Annotated in this window: 18 protein-coding genes; 11 read left to right on the top strand and 7 right to left on the bottom strand. The window is 66.4% G+C overall.

Annotation, left to right across the window (positions count from 1 at the left end):
* Positions 1-18: 18 nt before the first annotated feature.
* A complete protein-coding gene (locus E4S61_RS01865) occupies positions 19-1,092 on the bottom strand; it encodes a Gfo/Idh/MocA family protein (RefSeq protein WP_209309431.1) in 1,074 nt (357 codons plus the stop codon).
* 563 nt (positions 1,093-1,655) lie between these two features.
* On the opposite strand from E4S61_RS01865, the gene E4S61_RS01860 reads away from it, so the two are divergent.
* Positions 1,656-2,828 (top strand): glycosyltransferase, encoded by a 1,173-nt coding sequence (locus tag E4S61_RS01860; protein ID WP_167768386.1) that lies wholly within the window; start codon positions 1,656-1,658, stop codon positions 2,826-2,828.
* Positions 2,829-2,894: 66 nt separating this feature from the next.
* Here E4S61_RS01860 and proS read toward each other — a convergent pair whose 3' ends face one another.
* Entirely contained in the window at positions 2,895-4,349 is a 1,455-nt protein-coding gene (proS, locus tag E4S61_RS01855) for a proline--tRNA ligase (protein WP_135302202.1), read from the bottom strand.
* A 59-nt stretch (positions 4,350-4,408) separates the two neighbouring features.
* Positions 4,409-5,131: a hypothetical protein gene (locus E4S61_RS01850; RefSeq protein ID WP_135302201.1), complete on the bottom strand. Its 723-nt coding sequence runs from the start codon at positions 5,129-5,131 to the stop codon at positions 4,409-4,411.
* 77 nt (positions 5,132-5,208) lie between these two features.
* Between E4S61_RS01850 and E4S61_RS01845 the strand changes: the two genes are divergently transcribed.
* The 4 genes from E4S61_RS01845 (at position 5,209) to E4S61_RS01830 (ending at position 8,540) form a co-directional block, all read left to right on the top strand.
* Positions 5,209-5,550, top strand: coding sequence for a DUF7471 family protein (locus tag E4S61_RS01845; RefSeq protein ID WP_135302200.1), 342 nt, complete (start codon positions 5,209-5,211; stop codon positions 5,548-5,550).
* 40 nt (positions 5,551-5,590) lie between these two features.
* Positions 5,591-6,094, top strand: a complete 504-nt coding sequence (locus E4S61_RS01840) for a winged helix-turn-helix transcriptional regulator (RefSeq protein WP_135302199.1) — start codon at positions 5,591-5,593, stop codon at positions 6,092-6,094.
* A 75-nt stretch (positions 6,095-6,169) separates the two neighbouring features.
* Positions 6,170-7,438, top strand: a complete 1,269-nt coding sequence (locus E4S61_RS01835) for a DUF7405 family protein (protein WP_135302198.1) — start codon at positions 6,170-6,172, stop codon at positions 7,436-7,438.
* 52 nt (positions 7,439-7,490) lie between these two features.
* Complete coding sequence (locus tag E4S61_RS01830) at positions 7,491-8,540, top strand: DUF7350 domain-containing protein (RefSeq protein ID WP_135302197.1); 1,050 nt, start codon at positions 7,491-7,493, stop codon at positions 8,538-8,540.
* Here E4S61_RS01830 and E4S61_RS01825 read toward each other — a convergent pair.
* Positions 8,526-9,020, bottom strand: coding sequence for a hypothetical protein (locus tag E4S61_RS01825; RefSeq protein ID WP_135302196.1), 495 nt, complete (start codon positions 9,018-9,020; stop codon positions 8,526-8,528). The two genes, E4S61_RS01830 and E4S61_RS01825, sit on opposite strands and share 15 nt — an antisense overlap.
* Positions 9,021-9,155: 135 nt before the next feature.
* On the opposite strand from E4S61_RS01825, the gene E4S61_RS01820 reads away from it, so the two are divergent.
* From E4S61_RS01820 to E4S61_RS01800, 5 genes are all read left to right on the top strand, one after another.
* Complete coding sequence (locus E4S61_RS01820) at positions 9,156-9,911, top strand: hypothetical protein (protein ID WP_135302195.1); 756 nt, start codon at positions 9,156-9,158, stop codon at positions 9,909-9,911.
* A complete protein-coding gene (locus E4S61_RS01815) occupies positions 9,911-11,200 on the top strand; it encodes a hypothetical protein (protein ID WP_135302194.1) in 1,290 nt (429 codons plus the stop codon). The genes E4S61_RS01820 and E4S61_RS01815 overlap by 1 nt, the downstream gene beginning before the upstream one ends.
* 211 nt (positions 11,201-11,411) lie before the next feature.
* A complete protein-coding gene (locus E4S61_RS01810) occupies positions 11,412-13,316 on the top strand; it encodes a beta-CASP ribonuclease aCPSF1 (protein WP_135302193.1) in 1,905 nt (634 codons plus the stop codon).
* Positions 13,317-13,632: 316 nt separating this feature from the next.
* A complete protein-coding gene (locus E4S61_RS01805) occupies positions 13,633-14,052 on the top strand; it encodes a disulfide bond formation protein B (RefSeq protein WP_245180542.1) in 420 nt (139 codons plus the stop codon).
* Positions 14,053-14,109: 57 nt separating this feature from the next.
* Positions 14,110-15,141: an aldo/keto reductase gene (locus E4S61_RS01800; RefSeq protein ID WP_135302191.1), complete on the top strand. Its 1,032-nt coding sequence runs from the start codon at positions 14,110-14,112 to the stop codon at positions 15,139-15,141.
* 34 nt (positions 15,142-15,175) lie between these two features.
* On the opposite strand, the gene E4S61_RS01795 is transcribed toward E4S61_RS01800, so the two are convergent.
* On the bottom strand, positions 15,176-16,054 hold the full coding sequence (locus tag E4S61_RS01795) for an endonuclease III domain-containing protein (protein ID WP_135302190.1): 879 nt from the start codon (positions 16,052-16,054) through the stop codon (positions 15,176-15,178).
* A gap of 60 nt (positions 16,055-16,114) precedes the next feature.
* On the opposite strand from E4S61_RS01795, the gene E4S61_RS01790 reads away from it, so the two are divergent.
* A complete protein-coding gene (locus tag E4S61_RS01790; protein WP_135302189.1) occupies positions 16,115-16,966 on the top strand; it encodes an SDR family oxidoreductase in 852 nt (283 codons plus the stop codon).
* Positions 16,967-16,978: 12 nt separating this feature from the next.
* Here E4S61_RS01790 and E4S61_RS01785 read toward each other — a convergent pair whose 3' ends face one another.
* Positions 16,979-17,404 (bottom strand): DUF371 domain-containing protein, encoded by a 426-nt coding sequence (locus tag E4S61_RS01785; protein WP_135302188.1) that lies wholly within the window; start codon positions 17,402-17,404, stop codon positions 16,979-16,981.
* A gap of 26 nt (positions 17,405-17,430) precedes the next feature.
* The gene (locus E4S61_RS25160) at positions 17,431-17,604 is read right to left on the bottom strand and encodes a hypothetical protein (RefSeq protein ID WP_167768385.1); all 174 of its coding nucleotides are present in this window, start codon (positions 17,602-17,604) and stop codon (positions 17,431-17,433) included.
* Positions 17,605-17,769 lie beyond the last annotated feature (165 nt).

Raw genomic sequence — 17,769 nt, 5'->3', positions numbered from 1 at the left:
CGAGCGCGAGGGGGACTCTCAGTCGTCGCTCGGCGCGGGCGAGAGGGTCCCGTCGTCGACCATGGCTTCGAGCGGGTTGTCGTCGATGGTGAGCGGCAGGTCGACGCGGCCGCGACGGCGGACCGACTCGTAGCCGCCGAAGATTATCTCCGTCGCGTTGAGCGCGTTCGCGGCGCACAGTTCGGACGTTCGGCCCGACTTCAGCGCGTCGACCACGTCCGCGATGGCGTGGTCGATGGCAGACCCGCCGGTCGTGAGCGACTCGTAGGTCCGGTCCTCGCAGGCGTCGGGGTCGAGGCTGCGAACGCGGACGGCAAGTTCGTCGGTGAGGTGGACGTCGATGAACCCCTCGGAGCCGACGAGCCGCCAGTCGCTCTCGTTCATCGTCTCGGCCGGGCCCGTCGCGGCGATGCCGTGGACGCCGTTGTCGTACTCCCAGCAGGCGAACACCTGATTCTCGTTGTGAGTGCCGAAGCGGACGTCCTCCTCGTGGTAGTCGAGTTGGCCGATGACCCACGCGGCCGGGCGCTCGTCGTTGAAGTAGTTACACATGTCCACGGCGTGGGTCCCGTTGTCGTAGAAGTTCCCCCAGCTGTATTCCACGCGCTGAAGCGTCCCGATGACCCCGTCATCCAGCAGTTCCTTCGCCTCGCGGAACGGCTGCCCGAACCGTCGCATGTGATTGAACGTCAACTGGACGCCGCGGCGCTCACACTCCTGTGCCATCCGGCGCGCACCGCCCCACGTCAGCGCCATCGGTTTCTCGCAGTGGATAGCGTCGACCACACCGCTTTTCGCACAGCCGACGACGAGTTCGGCGTGGGTCGACGGCGGCGTACAGACGCTGACGATATCCGGTTCGACGGCCGCCAGCATCTGCTCGTAATCCTCGAAGACCCCTCCATCGGGGATGTCGTACGTCTCTGCGAACGCCTCCGCGTTCTCCCGAACGATATCGGCACAGCCGGTTAGCCGACAGTCGTCGAGGCGTTCGTACGCGTCAGCGTGTTGGTATGCCATGGCAAACCCGTCGACGGAAGGAGTCTCCGGGTCCGCTCCGGTGCCGACGAACGCGACACTAACGTCGCTCATCTGCCCCCTCGGCCGCCGAAACCGTCCGACAGATACTGACTGTTCCGCTCCGTGTTACTGGTCCGGTCATCCATATCCACGGTAGCGGAATTTTACAAATAAGGTTTCGTACCAATACACAGTCGGTCGCACACAGGAACCAGCCAATTACGTTCGACTTGACAGTCAGCCGAAACCAGTAACGTAGACATCATTTCCGGCAGCAACTGTTTCACAATCGACAGAAACAGTCGTCACAGGTCGATAACGTTGGCTTACTGGTAGACGGCGGCAGGGTAAGCCAAACCAGCGCTCACCGTCCGCTCGTCACCGCGGCGGCGTTATCGGTATGGTCGGGTGACGGAAATGAAAGCTGGCTATTACAATTCGCGTCGTGCAGAAATAGCCTCGCCCAGTCCGCGGTAGCTGACGAGACGTGCAAGGCGCGCAGCTATCGTGACGAATCAACTATGAACAGGACTCGACCGACCGACACCGACGACGTATCGTCTTCTTCCGACGACCGAACCGATGTAGCGACAACCACCAGCATGTTACCGAGCGGCGGTCCGACACGGGTATTGATGGTCTCGACGCCGGGAGACGGGTCCTGTGGCATCGGAACGTACACACGAGACGTCTGTGACGCCTTCGATGGCGTCGAGACGGAGACGCTCCCCATCGCCCAGGAGGAACGAACCGCCGCCCACTTCGCGGCGCTCGCACTCCGGGCAATGGCTGACAGTGCCGACGTCGTCCACGTCCAACACGAGTACGGCCTCTTCCGCCGGGACGGTAGCGACTATCCGGGCGTCTTCGGCCTCGTCTTCTTCGGTATTCTGGGCGTGTTGAACCTCCTTCGGCGAAAGCGCGTCGTCGTTACCTTCCACTCTGTGCTCAAGCCTACCCCCGAGGAGGCTCGGTTCGGCGTCCGCCTCTACCTACAGTGCATGCACTACCTTCTCGCGGCCGTCAGCGACCACCTAGTCTTCCTCTCCGAGGAGTGCGCGGAGCGCTTCGAACGCGACGTGAAACTCGACGCCGACGACGGCAGCGTCTTCTCCCACGGCGTCAACACGGCTAAGACCGCAGACGTGACGCAGGCAGCGGCCAAGCGACGGTTCGGCTACGACCCGGACACCCCGGTCGTCGCGATCCCGGGATTCATTCGGCCGCCAAAGGGCCACGACGTCTTCGTTCAGGTCGCCGAACTGTTACCTGACATCGAGTTTCTCGTCGCCGGCGGTGCCCGACCGAAGGGCGAGGACTTCGAGTTCGCCGAACGAATCGCGGAGCGAGCGCCCGAGAACGTCACCGTCACCGGCGTCTTAGACGACGAAGAGTTTCCCGTCGCACTGGCCGCGCCCGACCTCATGGTACTCCCCTACCGCGTCGTCACCCAGAGCGGGACGTTCAACTGGTGTGCGGCCCAAGAGCGGCCGGTACTGGCGAGCGACGTGCCGTACTTCCGGCACATCGAATGCGAGTGGGGTGCGCTCGAAACCGTCGCCGTCGACGACCCGGAAGCGGTCGCCGAGCGCATCGAGCGACTACTGTCCGACGAGGACCGATTGGCGACCCTCCGCCGGAACGTCCGTCGCTACAAGCAGCGCAATAGTTTCGACAACGTCGCCGCCGATCACGCGAAGCTGTATAGAACGCTTCTGAGCGGCAGCGAGAACGCCGACCACGGAACGCCGACGCCGCCGATGCGCGCCGCATGTAGCGCCCGTCCGAGCGCGTCGGCAGACGACTGACCAGGCCACTCGCCGTATACCGTCGATGAAAACGCTGGCCCTCGGTCGCTCGGGCCAGTAGATTGCCTAGTAGCTCTTCGCGAAGTACGCCGTCTCTTTTGCGTCCTCGCCGCAGATAGCACACTCGTCGTGAATTGGCTCCTCGTCACGGTCGAGGGGGACCATCACGATCTCGGCGGCAATGGCGTCCTTGATCGGATCTTCGCAGTCCTCGTCGCCACACCAGCCACATTTGACGTAGCCGCCGTGCTGGCCGATGGTGCCGAGAATCTCCTCGCGGGAGTCTGCCTCTCGAATCTCTCCCTCTAGGGTCTCCTCGGCGCTGGCGTACAGTTTCCCGTGAACGGTATCGAGGTGCGCTTGGACCGTCTCGCCGATGCCCTCGCGGTCGACGGTCTCCTGTTCGCCGTCGGGGCGGTGGGCCAGCGTCGCCTCTTCGTCTTCGACCTCGTGCGGGCCGATTTCGACCCGGAGCGGGACGCCGTTAAGTTCGTGCTCGTTGAACTTGAAGCCGGGATTGCGGTGTTCGCGGTCGTCGAGTTCGACGCGGACGCCCGCCTCCTCCAGTTCCGCGGCGAGGTCGGCGGCGTACTCGATGACGTCGTCCTTGTTCTCTTCCTGCCAGATGGGGACGACGACGACCTGGTCGGGAGCCAGCGCGGGCGGAAGGACGAGACCCTGGTCGTCGGAGTGGGTCATGATGAGCGCGCCCATCGCGCGCCACGAGAGCCCCCACGAGGTCGTGTGAGCCGTCTTCTCGTCCTCGTCGGCGTCGGCGTAGGTGATGTCGAACGCCTCCGCGAACGAAGTCCCGAGATAGTGGGAGGTCGCGGCCTGCACCGACTTCCCGTCGGGCATTAGCGCCTCGATGGAGGTGGTCGTGTGCGCGCCGGGGAACTTGTCGTGTTCGGGCTTGCGCCCCTTTAGCGGCGGCAGTGCCATCACGTCCTCGTAGAGACGGGCGTACTGCTCCAGTCGGGTCATCGTCTCGTCCCACGCGCCCTCCTCGTCGGTGTGGGCGGTGTGACCTTCCTGCCAGAGGAACTCCTTGGTGCGGAAGAATGGTTTGGTCTCGGTAGCCTCCCACCGGACGACCGAACACCACTGGTTCAGTCGCATCGGGAGGTCCCGGTGCGAACGGGTCCAGTCGGCCATGAACGGCGCGATGATGGACTCGCTGGTGGGTCGGACCGCCAGTCGCTCTTCGAGTTCCTCGTGGCCGCCGTGGGTGACCCACGCTACCTCGGGGTCGAACCCTTCGACAATGTCTTTCTCCCGTTCTAAGTACGACTCGGGGATGAACATCGGGAAGTAGGCGTTCGTGACGCCGGTGTCCTTGAACCAGCCGTCGAGGTGGTCCTGAATGCGCTCCCAGACGGCGTAGCCGCGCGGTCGCGTGACGATGAACCCGCCCATGGGGGCGTAGTCCGCGAGGCCGGCCTTCTGGACGACCTCGGCGTACCACTCGCCGGGGGAATGTTCCTTGCTCTCCGTGATGCCGAGTTCCTGCTCGCCGCTCATTACCGAAATCGTGACCGACGCGGCTAATAAACTCCCCGAAGGGTCGGGACGGTGTGTCACTACGCACCGAGCGTCGTCAGCGACGCCACGGAGTCGGCGATGCGCCGTTCCATCTCCGCGCCGGCGAAACTCGGCACCGGTGTCGCCCCGAGCGCGTAGAATTCGCCGTCCTCGCCGCGGGTGAAATCGACGGCGAGCGCGCGCGCGCCGAACCGTTCCTGTAGCTCTCGGACGCGCGCGGCCAGCATGATGTCGACCTCCGTCGACGTGACCAGCGAGTCCGTCCCCGAGAGCGACGTTCGGACCTTCAGGGCACGCATGTGCGTCTCGCGGCCGTCGTCGACGGCGTAGTAGCGGTGGTCAACCGGGCCGTCCCTGACATCTTCGACGTAGAAGTCGGCCTCGCCGAGCGAGGAGCGGCCGGTCCACGCGTATCGGCGACCGGCGACGTAGCCCTCGGTCGGGCCATCGAACCGCACTTCGGGGACGCGACAGCCGACCGCCGACAGCGCGTCGAGCGATATCAGCCGAGCGGACAGCGCCGTCGTCGCTACGAACCCGTTCCACGTCGGGACGCCCACCCGGTCGGCGAAGCGAAGCGCCGCGAACGCCTCGGGGTGGAGCACGCCGTTGACGAGCGCCGAGAGGCCCGCTATCTCCCCGGGAGAGATCGGGTCGGCAGGCCGGAGGAACTCGACGGCGAATCCCCGCGCTGCCAGGCGTTCCGCGACCGGACCGAAGACCGCGTGGTCCGGTTCGCAGACGAGCCCGATGGTGTCCATAGCGGCGGGTCGAACGGTGGGCGTAAAAAACTCCGGCAGACCGAGCGACTCAGGTGGCTCCGACCCCAAGCCCGATCATGAATCGGCCGGGTCACATCGGTGTCCACTGGGGGGACTTCCACGCCGACTTCGCCGTCGTGCTCGCGGTGTCGGCCGTCGCGACGGTGGCACTCTGTGTCCTCGGCCTCGCAGCATATCGGCGGCGTGGGTCGCGGGCCTATCTGTTGCTCGCGCTGGCGCTCGTCGCGCTTGTTGCCCGGCCGCTCGCGGCCGGACTGGCGATGCTGGGGACCATCAGTCCCGCGACCCACCACACGCTGGAACACGGAGCCGACGCCGTCGTCGTGGCGCTGGTATTCGGCGCGGTCTACTACGCCCGTAGCATCGAGAAGCGACTGGACAGCGAGGAGGACACATGACAGAACCGGCCGAGTACGGGACCGAAGGGGGCGAATGCGGATGAGTGAGACGAGACAGCGCATCCGCGACCACATCGAGCGCGACCCGGGCGTCCACTTCCGGGAGTTGACTCGGGCGCTGGACCTCGGGACGGGACAGGTGCAGTACCACCTCCGGCGACTCGACGACCTCACCGCCGAGTCGGTCAGCGGTCGAAAGCACTACTATCCACCGGGCTACGACCCGTGGGAACGGCGCACGCTGGCGCTCCTCCGGCGCGAGACGGCCCGCGACGTGATCGTGACGCTACTCGAACGAGAGACCGCTCGACCCGGCACCGTCGCCGATCACCTCGGAATCGCCCGGAGCACGCTCGAACACCACCTCGACGGCCTCGTTGAGTGTGGTGTCGTCGAGAAGCGCCGCGACGCCGGCCGGGTGACCCTCTCACTCTGTCGACCAGTGGAAACCACCCGACTCCTCCGAACCGCCGAGCCGACGCTGTCCGAACGCCTGACCGACCGCTTCGAGCGGTTGGTGGACGGACTGCTGGAAGAGCCGTAGGCGGCGTCGCCGCTCTCCCCGCGTTCGACGCTCGTACCAGAACCCAATAAGGGGTGCAGTCCCTAGCGAGTCTCGATGACTGACCGCGGCATCTCCCGACGCGAGTTCGCCAAGAGCGCCGTCGCCATCGGTGGGACGGCCGCGCTCGCCGCCTGTCTCGACCGTGGTGCACCCGACGTGCCCGAGGGGACCGACCACCCCGGTGGGTTACCGGCCCGTCAGCACGCGTGGAACGCCGCGCTCGCCACCGACGACGCCGGCAATCCACGGATGCCGTATCACCACGTCCTTCTCTTGCTCGACTACGAGGGCGACGGCGCGCCGACCGACGGTGACCGACAGCAGGTCGAGGACGCGCTGACGACGCTCGAACGCGCCTACGAGTGGAGCAACGACGGGTTGCTGTTCACGCTCGGCTACGGCCCGACGTACTTCGAACGGTTCGAGTCGGGCCCCGCGGGCGTGGACCTACCGGCCCCGAAAACGCTCGCCCCCTTCGAGGACCCCGCACTCGACACGCCCGACGCGCTGTTGCACCTCGCCAGCGACCACGAGAGCGTCGCTCTGGCCGCCGAAGAGGCGCTGAAAGGAAATCGAGAGACGGTCAACGACCGCGAGGTGACGGCGACGTTCTCGGGCGTCTTCACCGAGTCCGACCGCCGGACCGGATTCGTCGGTTCCGGCCTGCCGGCGGACAACCAGGACATCGAGGGGATTCCGGACTCCGAACCGGTCCCCGAGGAGTCACCGCTGTTCATGGGGTTCAAGTCCGGATTCAAGAAAAACCAGGCCAGCGAGAACCGGGTGAGCGTCGCGTCGGGGCCGTTCGCCGACGGCGCGACCCAGCACCTCTCGTTCATCCGCCTGCACCTCCAGCAGTGGTACGAACAGGACTCCCGAGACCAGCGCGTCTCGAAGATGTTCTGCCCGGCCCACGCCGACGAGGGTCGCGTCGAGGGCGTCGGCGAGAATCTCGGCACCGACAGCGGCATGGATGAGTGCCCGGAGGACGTCGTCGAGAGTAGCCGCCGGGAAGGGGTCGCGGGCCACTCCCAGAAGATGACCCGAGTGCGCGAGGACGATAGCCCCGTGATACTCCGCCGGGACTTCGACTCGACGGACGGCGGCGAGGCGGGGCTTCACTTCCTCTCGCTCCAGCAGTCTATCGCCGACTTCGTGAACACCCGAGAGTCGATGAACGGCACCGACGTCGCCGAGAACTCGGCGGTCGGCCAGCGGGTCAACAACGGCATCCTCCAGTACATGACCGTCGAGCGTCGCGGGAACTACCTCCTGCCACCGCGGTCCCTGCGCGCGCTCCCGCCAGCCGATCCGAGCGCCTGATTTCGCCGCCCGTACCAGAACCGTCTTTGGGAGAAACCCGATAGTCAGCGGCATGAACCGCCGTCGTTTCCTCGCCGGGACCGGCCTCGCCGGAGCCTCGCTGCTTTCGGGGTGTGGGTCACTGCAGAGTCAGTCGACGCGTGCGCCCCCGCTCGTGGAGAACCGCCCCGACGCGACCTACTGGCCCACCCACGCCGAGGGGATGGGGATGGCTGGGATGGCGCAGGCGGGCGACTACATGGTCGGCCTGTCATACTCGTTTCCCCACCGGTTCTGGACAGTGACTGGGACAGATGCAGAGAAAGTCGAGATTCAAAGCGACGACAGCATCCACCTGATGGCGACCGTCTGGGACCCCGAAACGGAGATGGTCCTGCCGGTGAAAGCCGGCGTCTCTATCACCATCGAGAAGGACGGCGAGACGGTCGCCGACAAATCGCCGTGGCCGATGATCTCACAGAACATGGGATTTCACTACGGCGACAACTACGCGCTCTCCGGCGACGGACTCTACACGGTTCGGGTCCGCGTCAACGGGATGACCGAGCGCCGCCTCGGCGCGTTCTCCGGTCGGTTCGGCGAGGCCGGCGAGGCCTCCGTCGAGTTCGACTTCTCGCAGTCGGCGCTGCAGGAACTCTCGTTCGAGGAGTTCCCCGACAAGCAGGGCGAACGGAACGCGGTCGACCTCATGGCGATGGAGATGATACCGACGTCGCAGGTTCCCCCCGCCGGGCAGTCGCCCGGGTCGGTACTGGGAACGAAGAAGGGCAGCGACGGCGTGTACGCCGCGACGTGGCTCGCCGAGGCCGACTTCCTCGACGACGGCGAGTCGTATCTCGCTGTCTCGCCGCGCACGCCGTACAACCGAGTGCCGCTCCCGATGATGTCGCTGGACGCGACTGTCCAGGCCGGCGACGAGACGGCATTCGACGACGCCCTGACCGCGGCGGTCCACCCCGACATCGGCTATCACTACGGTGCGGTCGTCCCCACGACCGGCGACGCCTCCTCGGTCACCGTCGACGTCATTGCACCGCCGCAGGTGTCGCGCCACGAGGGTTACGAGACGGCGTTCCTCTCGACGCCGTCACTCTCCTTCTAGGTCGAACTCGAACGGGTTCTCTCCGTCCTGCCACGGCCATCCCGGCAGGCGCGTCTGGACGCCCGCCGCCAGTGCCGCGTCGAGGTCGTCTGCGCCCGCGGCGTCCTCCTCGTCGCCGTGGGTCCGTACGTCGGCGACGTGGAAGGTCGCCTCCGCGAGCAGCCGAAGCGGTTGGTTCCCGGCTACCATCCCCGCGAGTTCGCGCCCGAGCAGTTCGTCGACGACGAAGCCAGGGTAATCGCCCTCGACGTCGAGCGTCCGGAGCAGGCGGACCAGCGCCGCGACGTTGACAGCCACGTCGCCGTCTGCGAACACGACATCGACGGTATCGAGGTACGCTTCCTCGTCGATGGCTGCGACGTCGACGCCGAACAGTTCCCCGAGATGGTCGCGCGTCTCGTTGACCAGCGGAACCACCACGTCATGCCGCTCGCGGACCCACTCGTACTCCTCAGCGACGACCGAAGGTGTAACGTGCATGGGCCATCCTCGCGCGCCGCGGCCTTCGATGTGGCGGCGATTCGGCGCGGCGCTCCGACTGGGAGTTCGATAGGTCGACCGCGGTCTTAGCGAACAGGAGACTTATTCCGTTGGCCGAGCGACGCTACAGCGACGATGGTCCCTCCAACACGCCGACGCGTCCTCCACGGAGCCGCGGGCATCGCTGCCGCGCTGTCCGGCTGCGGTGAACTGCTCAGTGGTAGCGATAGCTCGACGCGGCAGCAACCGACCCCGACCGGTGGCGAAAACGGCGAATCGAGCCGCGGAAACTTCGCTGGCAGCGAATCGAACCCCGAGGTCCTCGCGCTGCGGGTCGACACCGACCGACCGCCGGTCTGGTTCGAGGACCCCGACCGAGAGGACCGGGGACGGCCGACGCAGTCCGAGTTCGGCTCTCTCCGCACGAACGAACTGGTCGACTCCGCCGCCCGCGCCGACCGCGTCTCGGTCGCCGATGTGCCGAATCCGGACCGCATCTCGACGTTCTTCGAAGCGACAGACTTCGACAGCGAGACGGTCTACGTCGAGACCCAGCGGGTCGAGGAGTGTTTCCGCCTCCAACTCTGTAGCGTCTCGTGGAGTTCGGACGAAGTTCGGACCGACTACGGGCGGGTCAGCCGCCCCTACGACGTGCGCTGTGAGAACAACAAGAAAGTCTTCGCAGTGCGCCTCATCCGGATTCCGGCGGCTATCGACGCGGACGAGGTGACCGGCTACGGGTCTTCGGTCGGAGCCGGGAGCTGTGGGAACCGACGGGCGCGAGCCGAGTTCGACTCGTCCGCGAACGACGGCGACGGCAAGACCACGGCAGACGGCGACAGTGAGACACCGGCCCAGCCGCCCGCGACGCCGACGGGAGGTGCGCAGTAATGCCCGCCGAAGACCGACTGACCCGTCGCGGAATGCTCGCTGCGGTCGGCGCGAGCGCGATCGCCGGCTGTAGCGGTATCGGCGACCTTACCGGGACCGATGAGACCGAAATACGGAGCCACGAGCTACCGGAGGTCGACCCAGACGACGACCGGCAACTGATAGCGCCCGCCGTGCCCGTCGCCATCGACAGCGACCACCTCGCGGCCGCCCGCGACCGCACCAACTCGCTGCTGGCGGAACTGCCGACGCCGCTCGGCCCGGATGAGATTCCGAACGGGCACGTCCGCGGGCGGTTACTCGGTGCAGCCGACGACGCGACCGACTCGCTCGACGAGGCTCGGCGAGCGAAGACCGACCTCGTGGCACTGACCGAACTCCGTCGGGCCCGAGAGCGCGCCCGCTACGCCGCCGGCGGCTGGCGGTTCGCAGCCGGAACGCAATCGCTCGACGAACTCCAAACGGCCCGGCAAGACGCCATCGCCGAGGCGCGGTCGTTCGAGTCGGCTCGGGAATACTTGGGGAGCGACCCCGTCAGAGCGGCGCTGGTGCACGCTCGCATCGAGCAGTTGCTGCGGCGGGCGGCCGACGACGACCCGCCCCACACCGAAGCCGACGGCGGCGGGCTCCTGACTGTCGCCGAGTGGGCCGAGGAAGTCGAGACGACACAGGCGCTGCTCGCCGACGCTCGCCACCTCGATTCACAGTTCGAGGCCTCGATCTCGGCGGACGCCGGGACCGTCGGGGGGCGACTGCGCCGCGCAGCGGAGACGCTGCTCGCCGAGGGCCGGTCACGCCACGGGAATCTCCCGCCGGAACCGACCGCTGACGACTGGAGCGTTCGAGAGCGAACCGTCCACGAACTCCGGAGCGACGCCGACTACGGAGCGAAGCGCGTCGCCGACGCTGCTGGACCGGCCGATGCCGTTCTCGACGCGACGGGACAACTCGCCACGTTCCGCGCACTGGACAGCGTACTGGAGCGCATCGAGTCGGGCGAGCAGTTCGCCATCGAGAGCGGGGCCGCCGTCCGCCAATACCGGCAAACGGCCGTCGACGCGATGACTTCGGCGCTGGCCGATAGCTCCGAGCCGGGGCTGACTCGAACCATCCTCACCGACGCCGCCGACCGGCTCTGGAGTGCGGACTGGGAACTCAGCCGCCTCAGTGGTTCTGTCAGCCCCGCGCGACTGACCGACCCAGTCTCGTCCTACGTCGTCGCAACGGCACTGGCACGGGCCGCGCCGAAAGCCAGCGAGCGGGCCGCCGACGCGCTCACGTCGGCCTGAACGAACCGGCAACGTCGTCGACCAGTAGGGCGGAGTGCGAAGTCTTTAATATTTCGAGCGGGCTACAGTCGGGTACAATCGGTTTTCCGGGCAGTTTCCGTCCGGAGGTCACTCGCCGAATCAGGGATAACTGTATGACCGTATCACACGCTCGGTCCGTATTTGCCGACGGTGACGACACCGCTAGCAGGCCGCCCACTCGTTCTACACTATGAGCACGGTAGACAAGCAACTCGAAGACGTACGAGCAACGATCGACGAAGAGGTCCCGAACTACATCTCCATCTCCGAGGTCACCTACGAGGGGCCGGAGTTGGTCATCTACACGCGCGACCCCAAGGAGTTCGCCTCGGACGGCGACCTCGTCCGCCGACTGGCGTCGAAGCTCCGGAAGCGCATCACCGTCCGGCCCGACCCGGACGTTCTCACGGCACCCGATACCGCCGAGGGAAAGATTCGGGACATCGTCCCCGACGAAGCCGGGGTTACCGACATCCAGTTTCTGGCCGACACCGGCGAGGTCGTCATCAAAGCCGAGAAGCCGGGGCGCGTCATCGGTCGCGGCGGCGAAACGCTCCGAGAGATCACCAAGGCCGTCGGCTGGACGCCCGACGTGGTCCGCACGCCGCCCATCGAGTCACCGACGGTGGCGAACGTCCGCAACTTCCTCACGCAGGAACGGGACGACCGGCGAGATATCTTAGAACGGGTCGGCCGGCAGATTCACCGCGAACCGATGTCCAGCGACGAGTGGGTCCGCATCACCACGCTCGGCGGCTGCCGCGAGGTCGGCCGCGCCGCCTACATAATCTCGACGGCCGACACGCGCATCCTCGTCGACTGCGGCGACAAACCCGGCGAGCGAACCGAGCGACCGTATCTCGACGTGCCCGAGGCCATCGGCTCCGGGGCCTCCTCGCTCGACGCCGTCGTCCTCACGCACGCCCACCTTGACCACTCGGCGCTGGTTCCGCTGCTGTTCGATCACGGCTACGACGGCCCGGTCTACTGCACCGAACCGACGCGGGACTTACTCGGCCTGCTGACGCTGGATTACATTGGTCGGGCCGACGAGAACGGCGGCAAGCGACCGTACGGCACGGACATGGTCCGCGAAGCGGTCAAGCACTGCATCACGCTCGAATACGGCGACGTGACCGACATCGCGCCGGACGTGAAACTCACGCTCCACAGCGCCGGTCACGTCCTCGGCTCTTCGGTCGTTCACTTCCACATCGGCGACGGCCTCTACAACGTCGCCTTTTCGGGCGACATCCACTACGACAGCACCCGCCTGTTCGACGGCGCAGTCAACGAGTTCCCCCGCGTGGAGACGCTCGTCCTCGAATCGACCTACGGCGGCCGAAACGACTACCAGACCGACCAGGACGACTCCGAGCGAAAGCTCAAGCAGGTCGTCCAGAACGCCGCCGACCGCGAGGGGACCGTCCTCGTCCCGACCCCCGCCGTCGGCCGCGCACAGGAACTCATGGTCGTCCTCGAAGAGGCGATGCGCCGCGACGAGGTGCCAGAGATGCCGGTGTATCTCGATGGCATGATCTGGGAGTCCACGGCGGTCCACACGACCTACCCCGAGTACCTCCGCGACGACATCCAGGAGCGTATCCACGACGCCGACCGGAACCCGTTCCTCGCCGACCAGTTCACTCCCATCGACGGCGAGGACCGAGAGGAGATTGCCAACCGCGACGAAGCGAGCGTCGTCCTCGTCGCGCCGGGGATGCTCACGCCCGGCCCGAGTCGGTCGTGGCTCGAACACCTCGCCGACGACGCCGACTCGACGCTCACCCTCGTCGACTATCAGGCGAAGAACACGCTCGGCAAGCACATCCAGAACGGCCAGCGGACGATCCCCGTCGGCGGCGGCGACACTGTCTCGCTGGAGATGAACGTCGAGACCATCGACGGCTTCTCCGGCCACGCCGACCGGCAGGGACTGGAGAACTTCGTGAAGACGATGCATCCCCGTCCCGAGAAGGTCCTCTGTGTCCACGGCGACGAGTCCGCCACACAGGACCTCTCCTCGTCGCTGTATCACGACTACAACCTGCGGACGTTCGCGCCGGAGAACCTAGAGACGTTCCGGTTCAAATAGTACCGTTTTACATGGGGGGTTCGGGCGCTTCGCGCCCTCAACCCCCGTGCAAAAATCTACGCTAAAAAGGCCGGAAGTCGCGCCTGCGGCGCGCTTCCGGTGAACCGGTGGCTTCGCCGCCGGATGCTCTCAGGTAGGTCTGCCCTTCCCCCTTCGCCATGCTCACGGCGCTGCCGTTCGCTTTTCCCGAGACGCTCCCGCTGGTCGCCTCTCGCCAGCGATGAAACCGCTGGCGAGGCCGACAGCACCGCCCCATGAGGTGTGCGAACACACATCGCTCGCAACGCTTTTTCCAAAGCGGTGCGGTAGAGAGCCTGTGAGTCAGTCCTCCAGTGCGGTCCCGCTCAGCACGCGACAGTTACTCGGCTTCGCGACGCTCGTCGCTGGCGTCGCCACTGCCGGGAGCCTCTACTTCTCGCTGGGCGTGGGGCTGACGCCGTGTCGGCTCTGTTGGTATCAGCGAATCCTGATGTACCCGCTGGTGGTAGTGCTGGGCGTGGCCGCCATCGAGCGACGGGCCGCCGTCGCGCGGACGGTGTTGCCGCTCGCGGTCCTCGGGGGGAGCATCGCTGCCTATCACTCGTGGTTGCAGGTGAGCCAGTCGTCCTGCGGGCTGGGCGCAGTGAGTTGTTCGGCAGTGGTGTACCGCGTCGTCGGCTTCTCGATACCGAACCTCGCGCTGATGGCTTTCGCGCTCGTTATCGTGATCGTCGGCATCGTGTGGCGACAAGCCTGAACCCCGTCGCTTGCCGGGCGCATTAGCGTTTTAGCCGTCCGCCACGTTGCCCCGTGCATGGAGTACACACGACTCGGCTCGACCGGGACGAAAGTCTCAGAACTATGTTTCGGAACGTGGCGCTTCGGTCGGGAGACCGGCGGCGTCGTCGAGACGGAGCGAGAGGAGGCCCACGAACTACTCGACGCGGCGTGGGAACGCGGCATCAACTTCATCGATACCGCGAACGTCTACGGGTCGCCCCACGGGACGAGCGAGAAGTTCATCGGCGAGTGGCTGGAAGACCACGACCGCTCGGACTTCGTCCTCGCCTCGAAGGTGTACTTTCCCTTCGACGGGTGGGGCGAACCCGGCCCAAACGACTCGGGACTCGGCCGTAAGCACATCCGCAGCCAGATCGAGGGGACGCTGGATCGCCTCGGCACGGATTACCTCGACCTCTACTACATCCACCGCTGGGACGAGGAGAGCGACATCGAGGAGACGCTCTCGACGCTCGACGACCTCGTTCACGAGGGGAAGGTCAACTACCTCGGCGCGTCGACGATGGCCGCCTGGCAGCTGACGAAGGCACTCTGGAAGTCCGACGTGGAGGACCTCGAACGTTTCGAGGTGACCCAACCGCTGTTCCACGCAGGCTACCGCGACGACGTGAAAGACTATCTCGACGTCTGTGCCGACCAGGAGATGGCCGTCTGTCCGTACTCGCCGCTCGCAGGCGGCTTCCTCACCGGGAAGTACGAACGAACTGACGACGACGACCCGACGGCCTTCGAGGGCCCGGAAGGCTCGCGCGGGTCGCTGGACGACCGCTTCGACGACTACTACCTCTCAGAGCGAGGCTGGCACGTCTTAGACGAGATTCGCGGCGTCGCCGACGAGTTGGACGCGACGCCCGCACAGGTCGCGCTCCGCTGGCTCATCGAGCAACCCGACTTCACCTGCGTCCCCATCGTCGGCGCGCGCACCGTCGACCAGTTAGACGAGAACGTCGGCGCGACGGATATCTCGCTGTCGGACGACCAGTTCAACCGCATCGTCTCGGCCCGCTACGACGAGGGCGGCGAACGCTGGGGCCACCGCCGCTAAGTTCGGGGCCTCGTCCACGCTCCCGCTCGCGGACTCACTCCCCGGCCTCGGCCGGGTCCACGACCTCGCCCGTATCCGGATAGACGCCGACTTGATCGCAGACGTCCGCCAGCGGGCAGGCGTCGGGGTCGTCTAAACACGCCGGCTTGCGCGCCGTGCAGTACTCCCGACCGAACTGTATCATCGCCGTATGGCCGAAACCGCACTTCTCTGCCGGTACCGCTTCTTCGAGCGCCGCGCGAACGTCCTCGTGGTCCGCGTCGGCGGGCGCGAGACCCATCCGCCGGGCGATGCGGTGGACGTGGGTATCCACCGGGAAGACACCGCCGCGCCCGCCAGCGAAGAGGAGGACGCAGTCGGCGGTCTTCGGCCCGACGCCGTTCATCTCCAGCAGTCGGTCGCGGACTTCGCTCGGGTCGCTGTCTCTGACGAACTCGTCGAACCCCGCCGCACTGCCGAACTCGCCTCGAATCTCGCCGGCCAGGGCGATCATGCGCTCGGATTTCTGGTTGTAGAGCCCGGCCGAGGAGATGGTCTCGGCGAGTTCCTGCTGGTCGGCCTCGGCGAGCGAATCGGCGAGGTCGTTCGCGCTCTCTGCATCGCTCTCTCGCGGGTCGTCGTCCTCCCCGCTCGAATTACCCAAGGCGCTTCGCGCCTCGCTCTCTCCGTATCGCTCCATCAGCGCATCGTGAGCGGGTTGGCTCGCCACGTCCGAGGTGTTCTGACTGAGGATCGTTCGGACCAGACACTCGAAGGCGTCGCGACCGCCGTAGGTCTTCTGCCAGTACAGCTCGCCGAGGCGGTCGACGACGGCTTCGGCCCGCGTGCCAGCGGTCTCCGGGTCGAACGCCGCTTCGCGGCCGCCGCCCGCCGCACCCCCGCTGATGTTCTCTTCCGGTTCGGGGTCGGTCATGACCGTGATGAAGAGCGCAAGCGGCAAAACCCCTTCACTCGGGGCACGTAACGACGGTGTATGACACGAACGGTTCTCGTGACCGGGGCGACCGGCACCGTCGGATCGGCGCTCCGCGACGAACTGGCTGACCGAGACGCTGTCGTCCGCGCAGCGACGCGAACGCCGCCCGGTGACGGCCCGGCCGACGAGTGGGTCGCCTTCGACTTCGCGAAACCTGAGACGTGGGGAGCCGCGCTGGAGGGAGCCGACGCGTTGTTTTTGCTTCGGCCGCCGGATCTCTCACGAGTCCGTCAGGTCCGCGAGTTCGTCGACGCGGCGACCCGCGTTGGCGTCGAACACTGCGCCGTCCTCTCGGTACTCGGGGCCGAGCGGAACCCGCTGTTGCCACACCGGCGTATCGAGCGGCACATCGAGTCGTCGGGACTCTCGTACACGCATCTCCGACCCTCGTTCTTCACGCAGAACCTCCTGGAAGTCCACGGCGACGCGCTCACACGCGGGGAAATCGCGGTGCCGGCTGGCGACGGCGAGACGAGTTTCGTCGACGCCCGCGACGTGGGAGCCGTCGCCGCCACCGTACTCACCGAACCGGGTCACGAAGACACCGCCTACGACCTAACCGGGCCGGAAGCGCTCACCTACGACGAGGTCGCCGCGATCGCCAGCGAGGTGCTGGGTCGCTCTATCGAGTACACGCGTCCGTCGCTGCCGAGATTCGTCGTCGGGCAGGTGCGACGCGACCGACCGCCCGCGTTCGCGCTCGTCATGTCGGGAATCTATACCACGGCACGCCTCGGTCTCGCCGGTCGAGTGACGGACGACGTCGCGCGAGTTCTCGGACGAGAGCCGCGGAGTGTCCGGACGTTCTTCGAGGACTACGCACCAGAGTTTCGCGGAGAAATGCGCTGAGTCGGGAGCAGTTCAGGCGGGGTCGACGGCGAGTGTTAGCGTTAAGTTCGCGCCGTCGGCCAGCGCCGCGACGAGGTTGCGGTCCACGTCACCGGCCGCCGCGTCCGCGTTGACCATCACCGTCCGGTCGTCGACGTAGTCGCTCGTCCGCAAGACGTGGCTTCGCTCGTTCTCGAAGGTCATCTCGGGGTGGCCCGACCCGGTAATGGTGACGTCGTGGCCGTCCGCTTCGAGGGTGGCCGTGACGGTCGCTTCCTCGTCCTGACAGGCCGTGACGAACGCCGCGTCGAATTCGGCGGGGACAGTGTCGGCCTCGATGCCGAGGATGCAGTCGCCGGCGGGCGTGAGGAAGTCGTCGCTGGTCACTTCGAGCGTGCTCGCGTGCTCGGCGGAGACGTGTTCGTGACCCTGCGCGCGGACGACGACTTCGTGAGACATGCGCCTCCGTAGCCCGCCGCCGTACTTCAGTGAGACGACTCGGGGCGGGCGACGGTGACTGTCACCGCACCGCACGCGCACTCGTGGGCCTCGCGCCGGCCCGCGGGCGTCTCGAAGACGAGCGCTGGGTCACCGAGCAGTCGATCACAGTCCGTGGCGTCACAAGTCGGCGTGGTCGCCTCGTCCAGTTCGCTGAACATGATAGATAAAAGGAACCGAAGCCACCTTAACCTGATCCGTCCCCGGAGTGAAAGTGAAAGTAATAGACGGAAGCGTGGTGAGTACGAGGAATCGACGATTTCGAACCAGTGTCCTCGGACGCTGTCGTTTTACCGTCAGGACCGACGGACGGAGAAAAGGATATC

Origin of the sequence: Haloarcula amylovorans (assembly GCF_004681185.1) — an archaeon.
In the GTDB taxonomy this organism is placed as follows: Archaea; Halobacteriota; Halobacteria; order Halobacteriales; family Haloarculaceae; genus Haloarcula; species Haloarcula amylovorans.
This window is presented reverse-complemented; position numbering and strand designations above follow the sequence as displayed.

Coding starts and splice junctions, on each gene's coding strand:
- E4S61_RS01800 (WP_135302191.1), top strand. CDS start 14,110: ATGGAGTACACACGACTCGGCTCGACCGGGACGAAAGTCTCAGAACTA.
- E4S61_RS01810 (WP_135302193.1), top strand. CDS start 11,412: ATGAGCACGGTAGACAAGCAACTCGAAGACGTACGAGCAACGATCGAC.
- E4S61_RS01815 (WP_135302194.1), top strand. CDS start 9,911: ATGCCCGCCGAAGACCGACTGACCCGTCGCGGAATGCTCGCTGCGGTC.
- E4S61_RS01785 (WP_135302188.1), bottom strand. CDS start 17,404: ATGTCTCACGAAGTCGTCGTCCGCGCGCAGGGTCACGAACACGTCTCC.
- E4S61_RS25160 (WP_167768385.1), bottom strand. CDS start 17,604: ATGTTCAGCGAACTGGACGAGGCGACCACGCCGACTTGTGACGCCACG.
- proS (WP_135302202.1), bottom strand. CDS start 4,349: ATGAGCGGCGAGCAGGAACTCGGCATCACGGAGAGCAAGGAACATTCC.
- E4S61_RS01860 (WP_167768386.1), top strand. CDS start 1,656: ATGGTCTCGACGCCGGGAGACGGGTCCTGTGGCATCGGAACGTACACA.
- E4S61_RS01865 (WP_209309431.1), bottom strand. CDS start 1,092: ATGAGCGACGTTAGTGTCGCGTTCGTCGGCACCGGAGCGGACCCGGAG.
- E4S61_RS01830 (WP_135302197.1), top strand. CDS start 7,491: ATGAACCGCCGTCGTTTCCTCGCCGGGACCGGCCTCGCCGGAGCCTCG.
- E4S61_RS01825 (WP_135302196.1), bottom strand. CDS start 9,020: ATGCACGTTACACCTTCGGTCGTCGCTGAGGAGTACGAGTGGGTCCGC.
- E4S61_RS01820 (WP_135302195.1), top strand. CDS start 9,156: ATGGTCCCTCCAACACGCCGACGCGTCCTCCACGGAGCCGCGGGCATC.
- E4S61_RS01835 (WP_135302198.1), top strand. CDS start 6,170: ATGACTGACCGCGGCATCTCCCGACGCGAGTTCGCCAAGAGCGCCGTC.
- E4S61_RS01850 (WP_135302201.1), bottom strand. CDS start 5,131: ATGGACACCATCGGGCTCGTCTGCGAACCGGACCACGCGGTCTTCGGT.
- E4S61_RS01790 (WP_135302189.1), top strand. CDS start 16,115: ATGACACGAACGGTTCTCGTGACCGGGGCGACCGGCACCGTCGGATCG.
- E4S61_RS01840 (WP_135302199.1), top strand. CDS start 5,591: ATGAGTGAGACGAGACAGCGCATCCGCGACCACATCGAGCGCGACCCG.
- E4S61_RS01845 (WP_135302200.1), top strand. CDS start 5,209: ATGAATCGGCCGGGTCACATCGGTGTCCACTGGGGGGACTTCCACGCC.
- E4S61_RS01795 (WP_135302190.1), bottom strand. CDS start 16,054: ATGACCGACCCCGAACCGGAAGAGAACATCAGCGGGGGTGCGGCGGGC.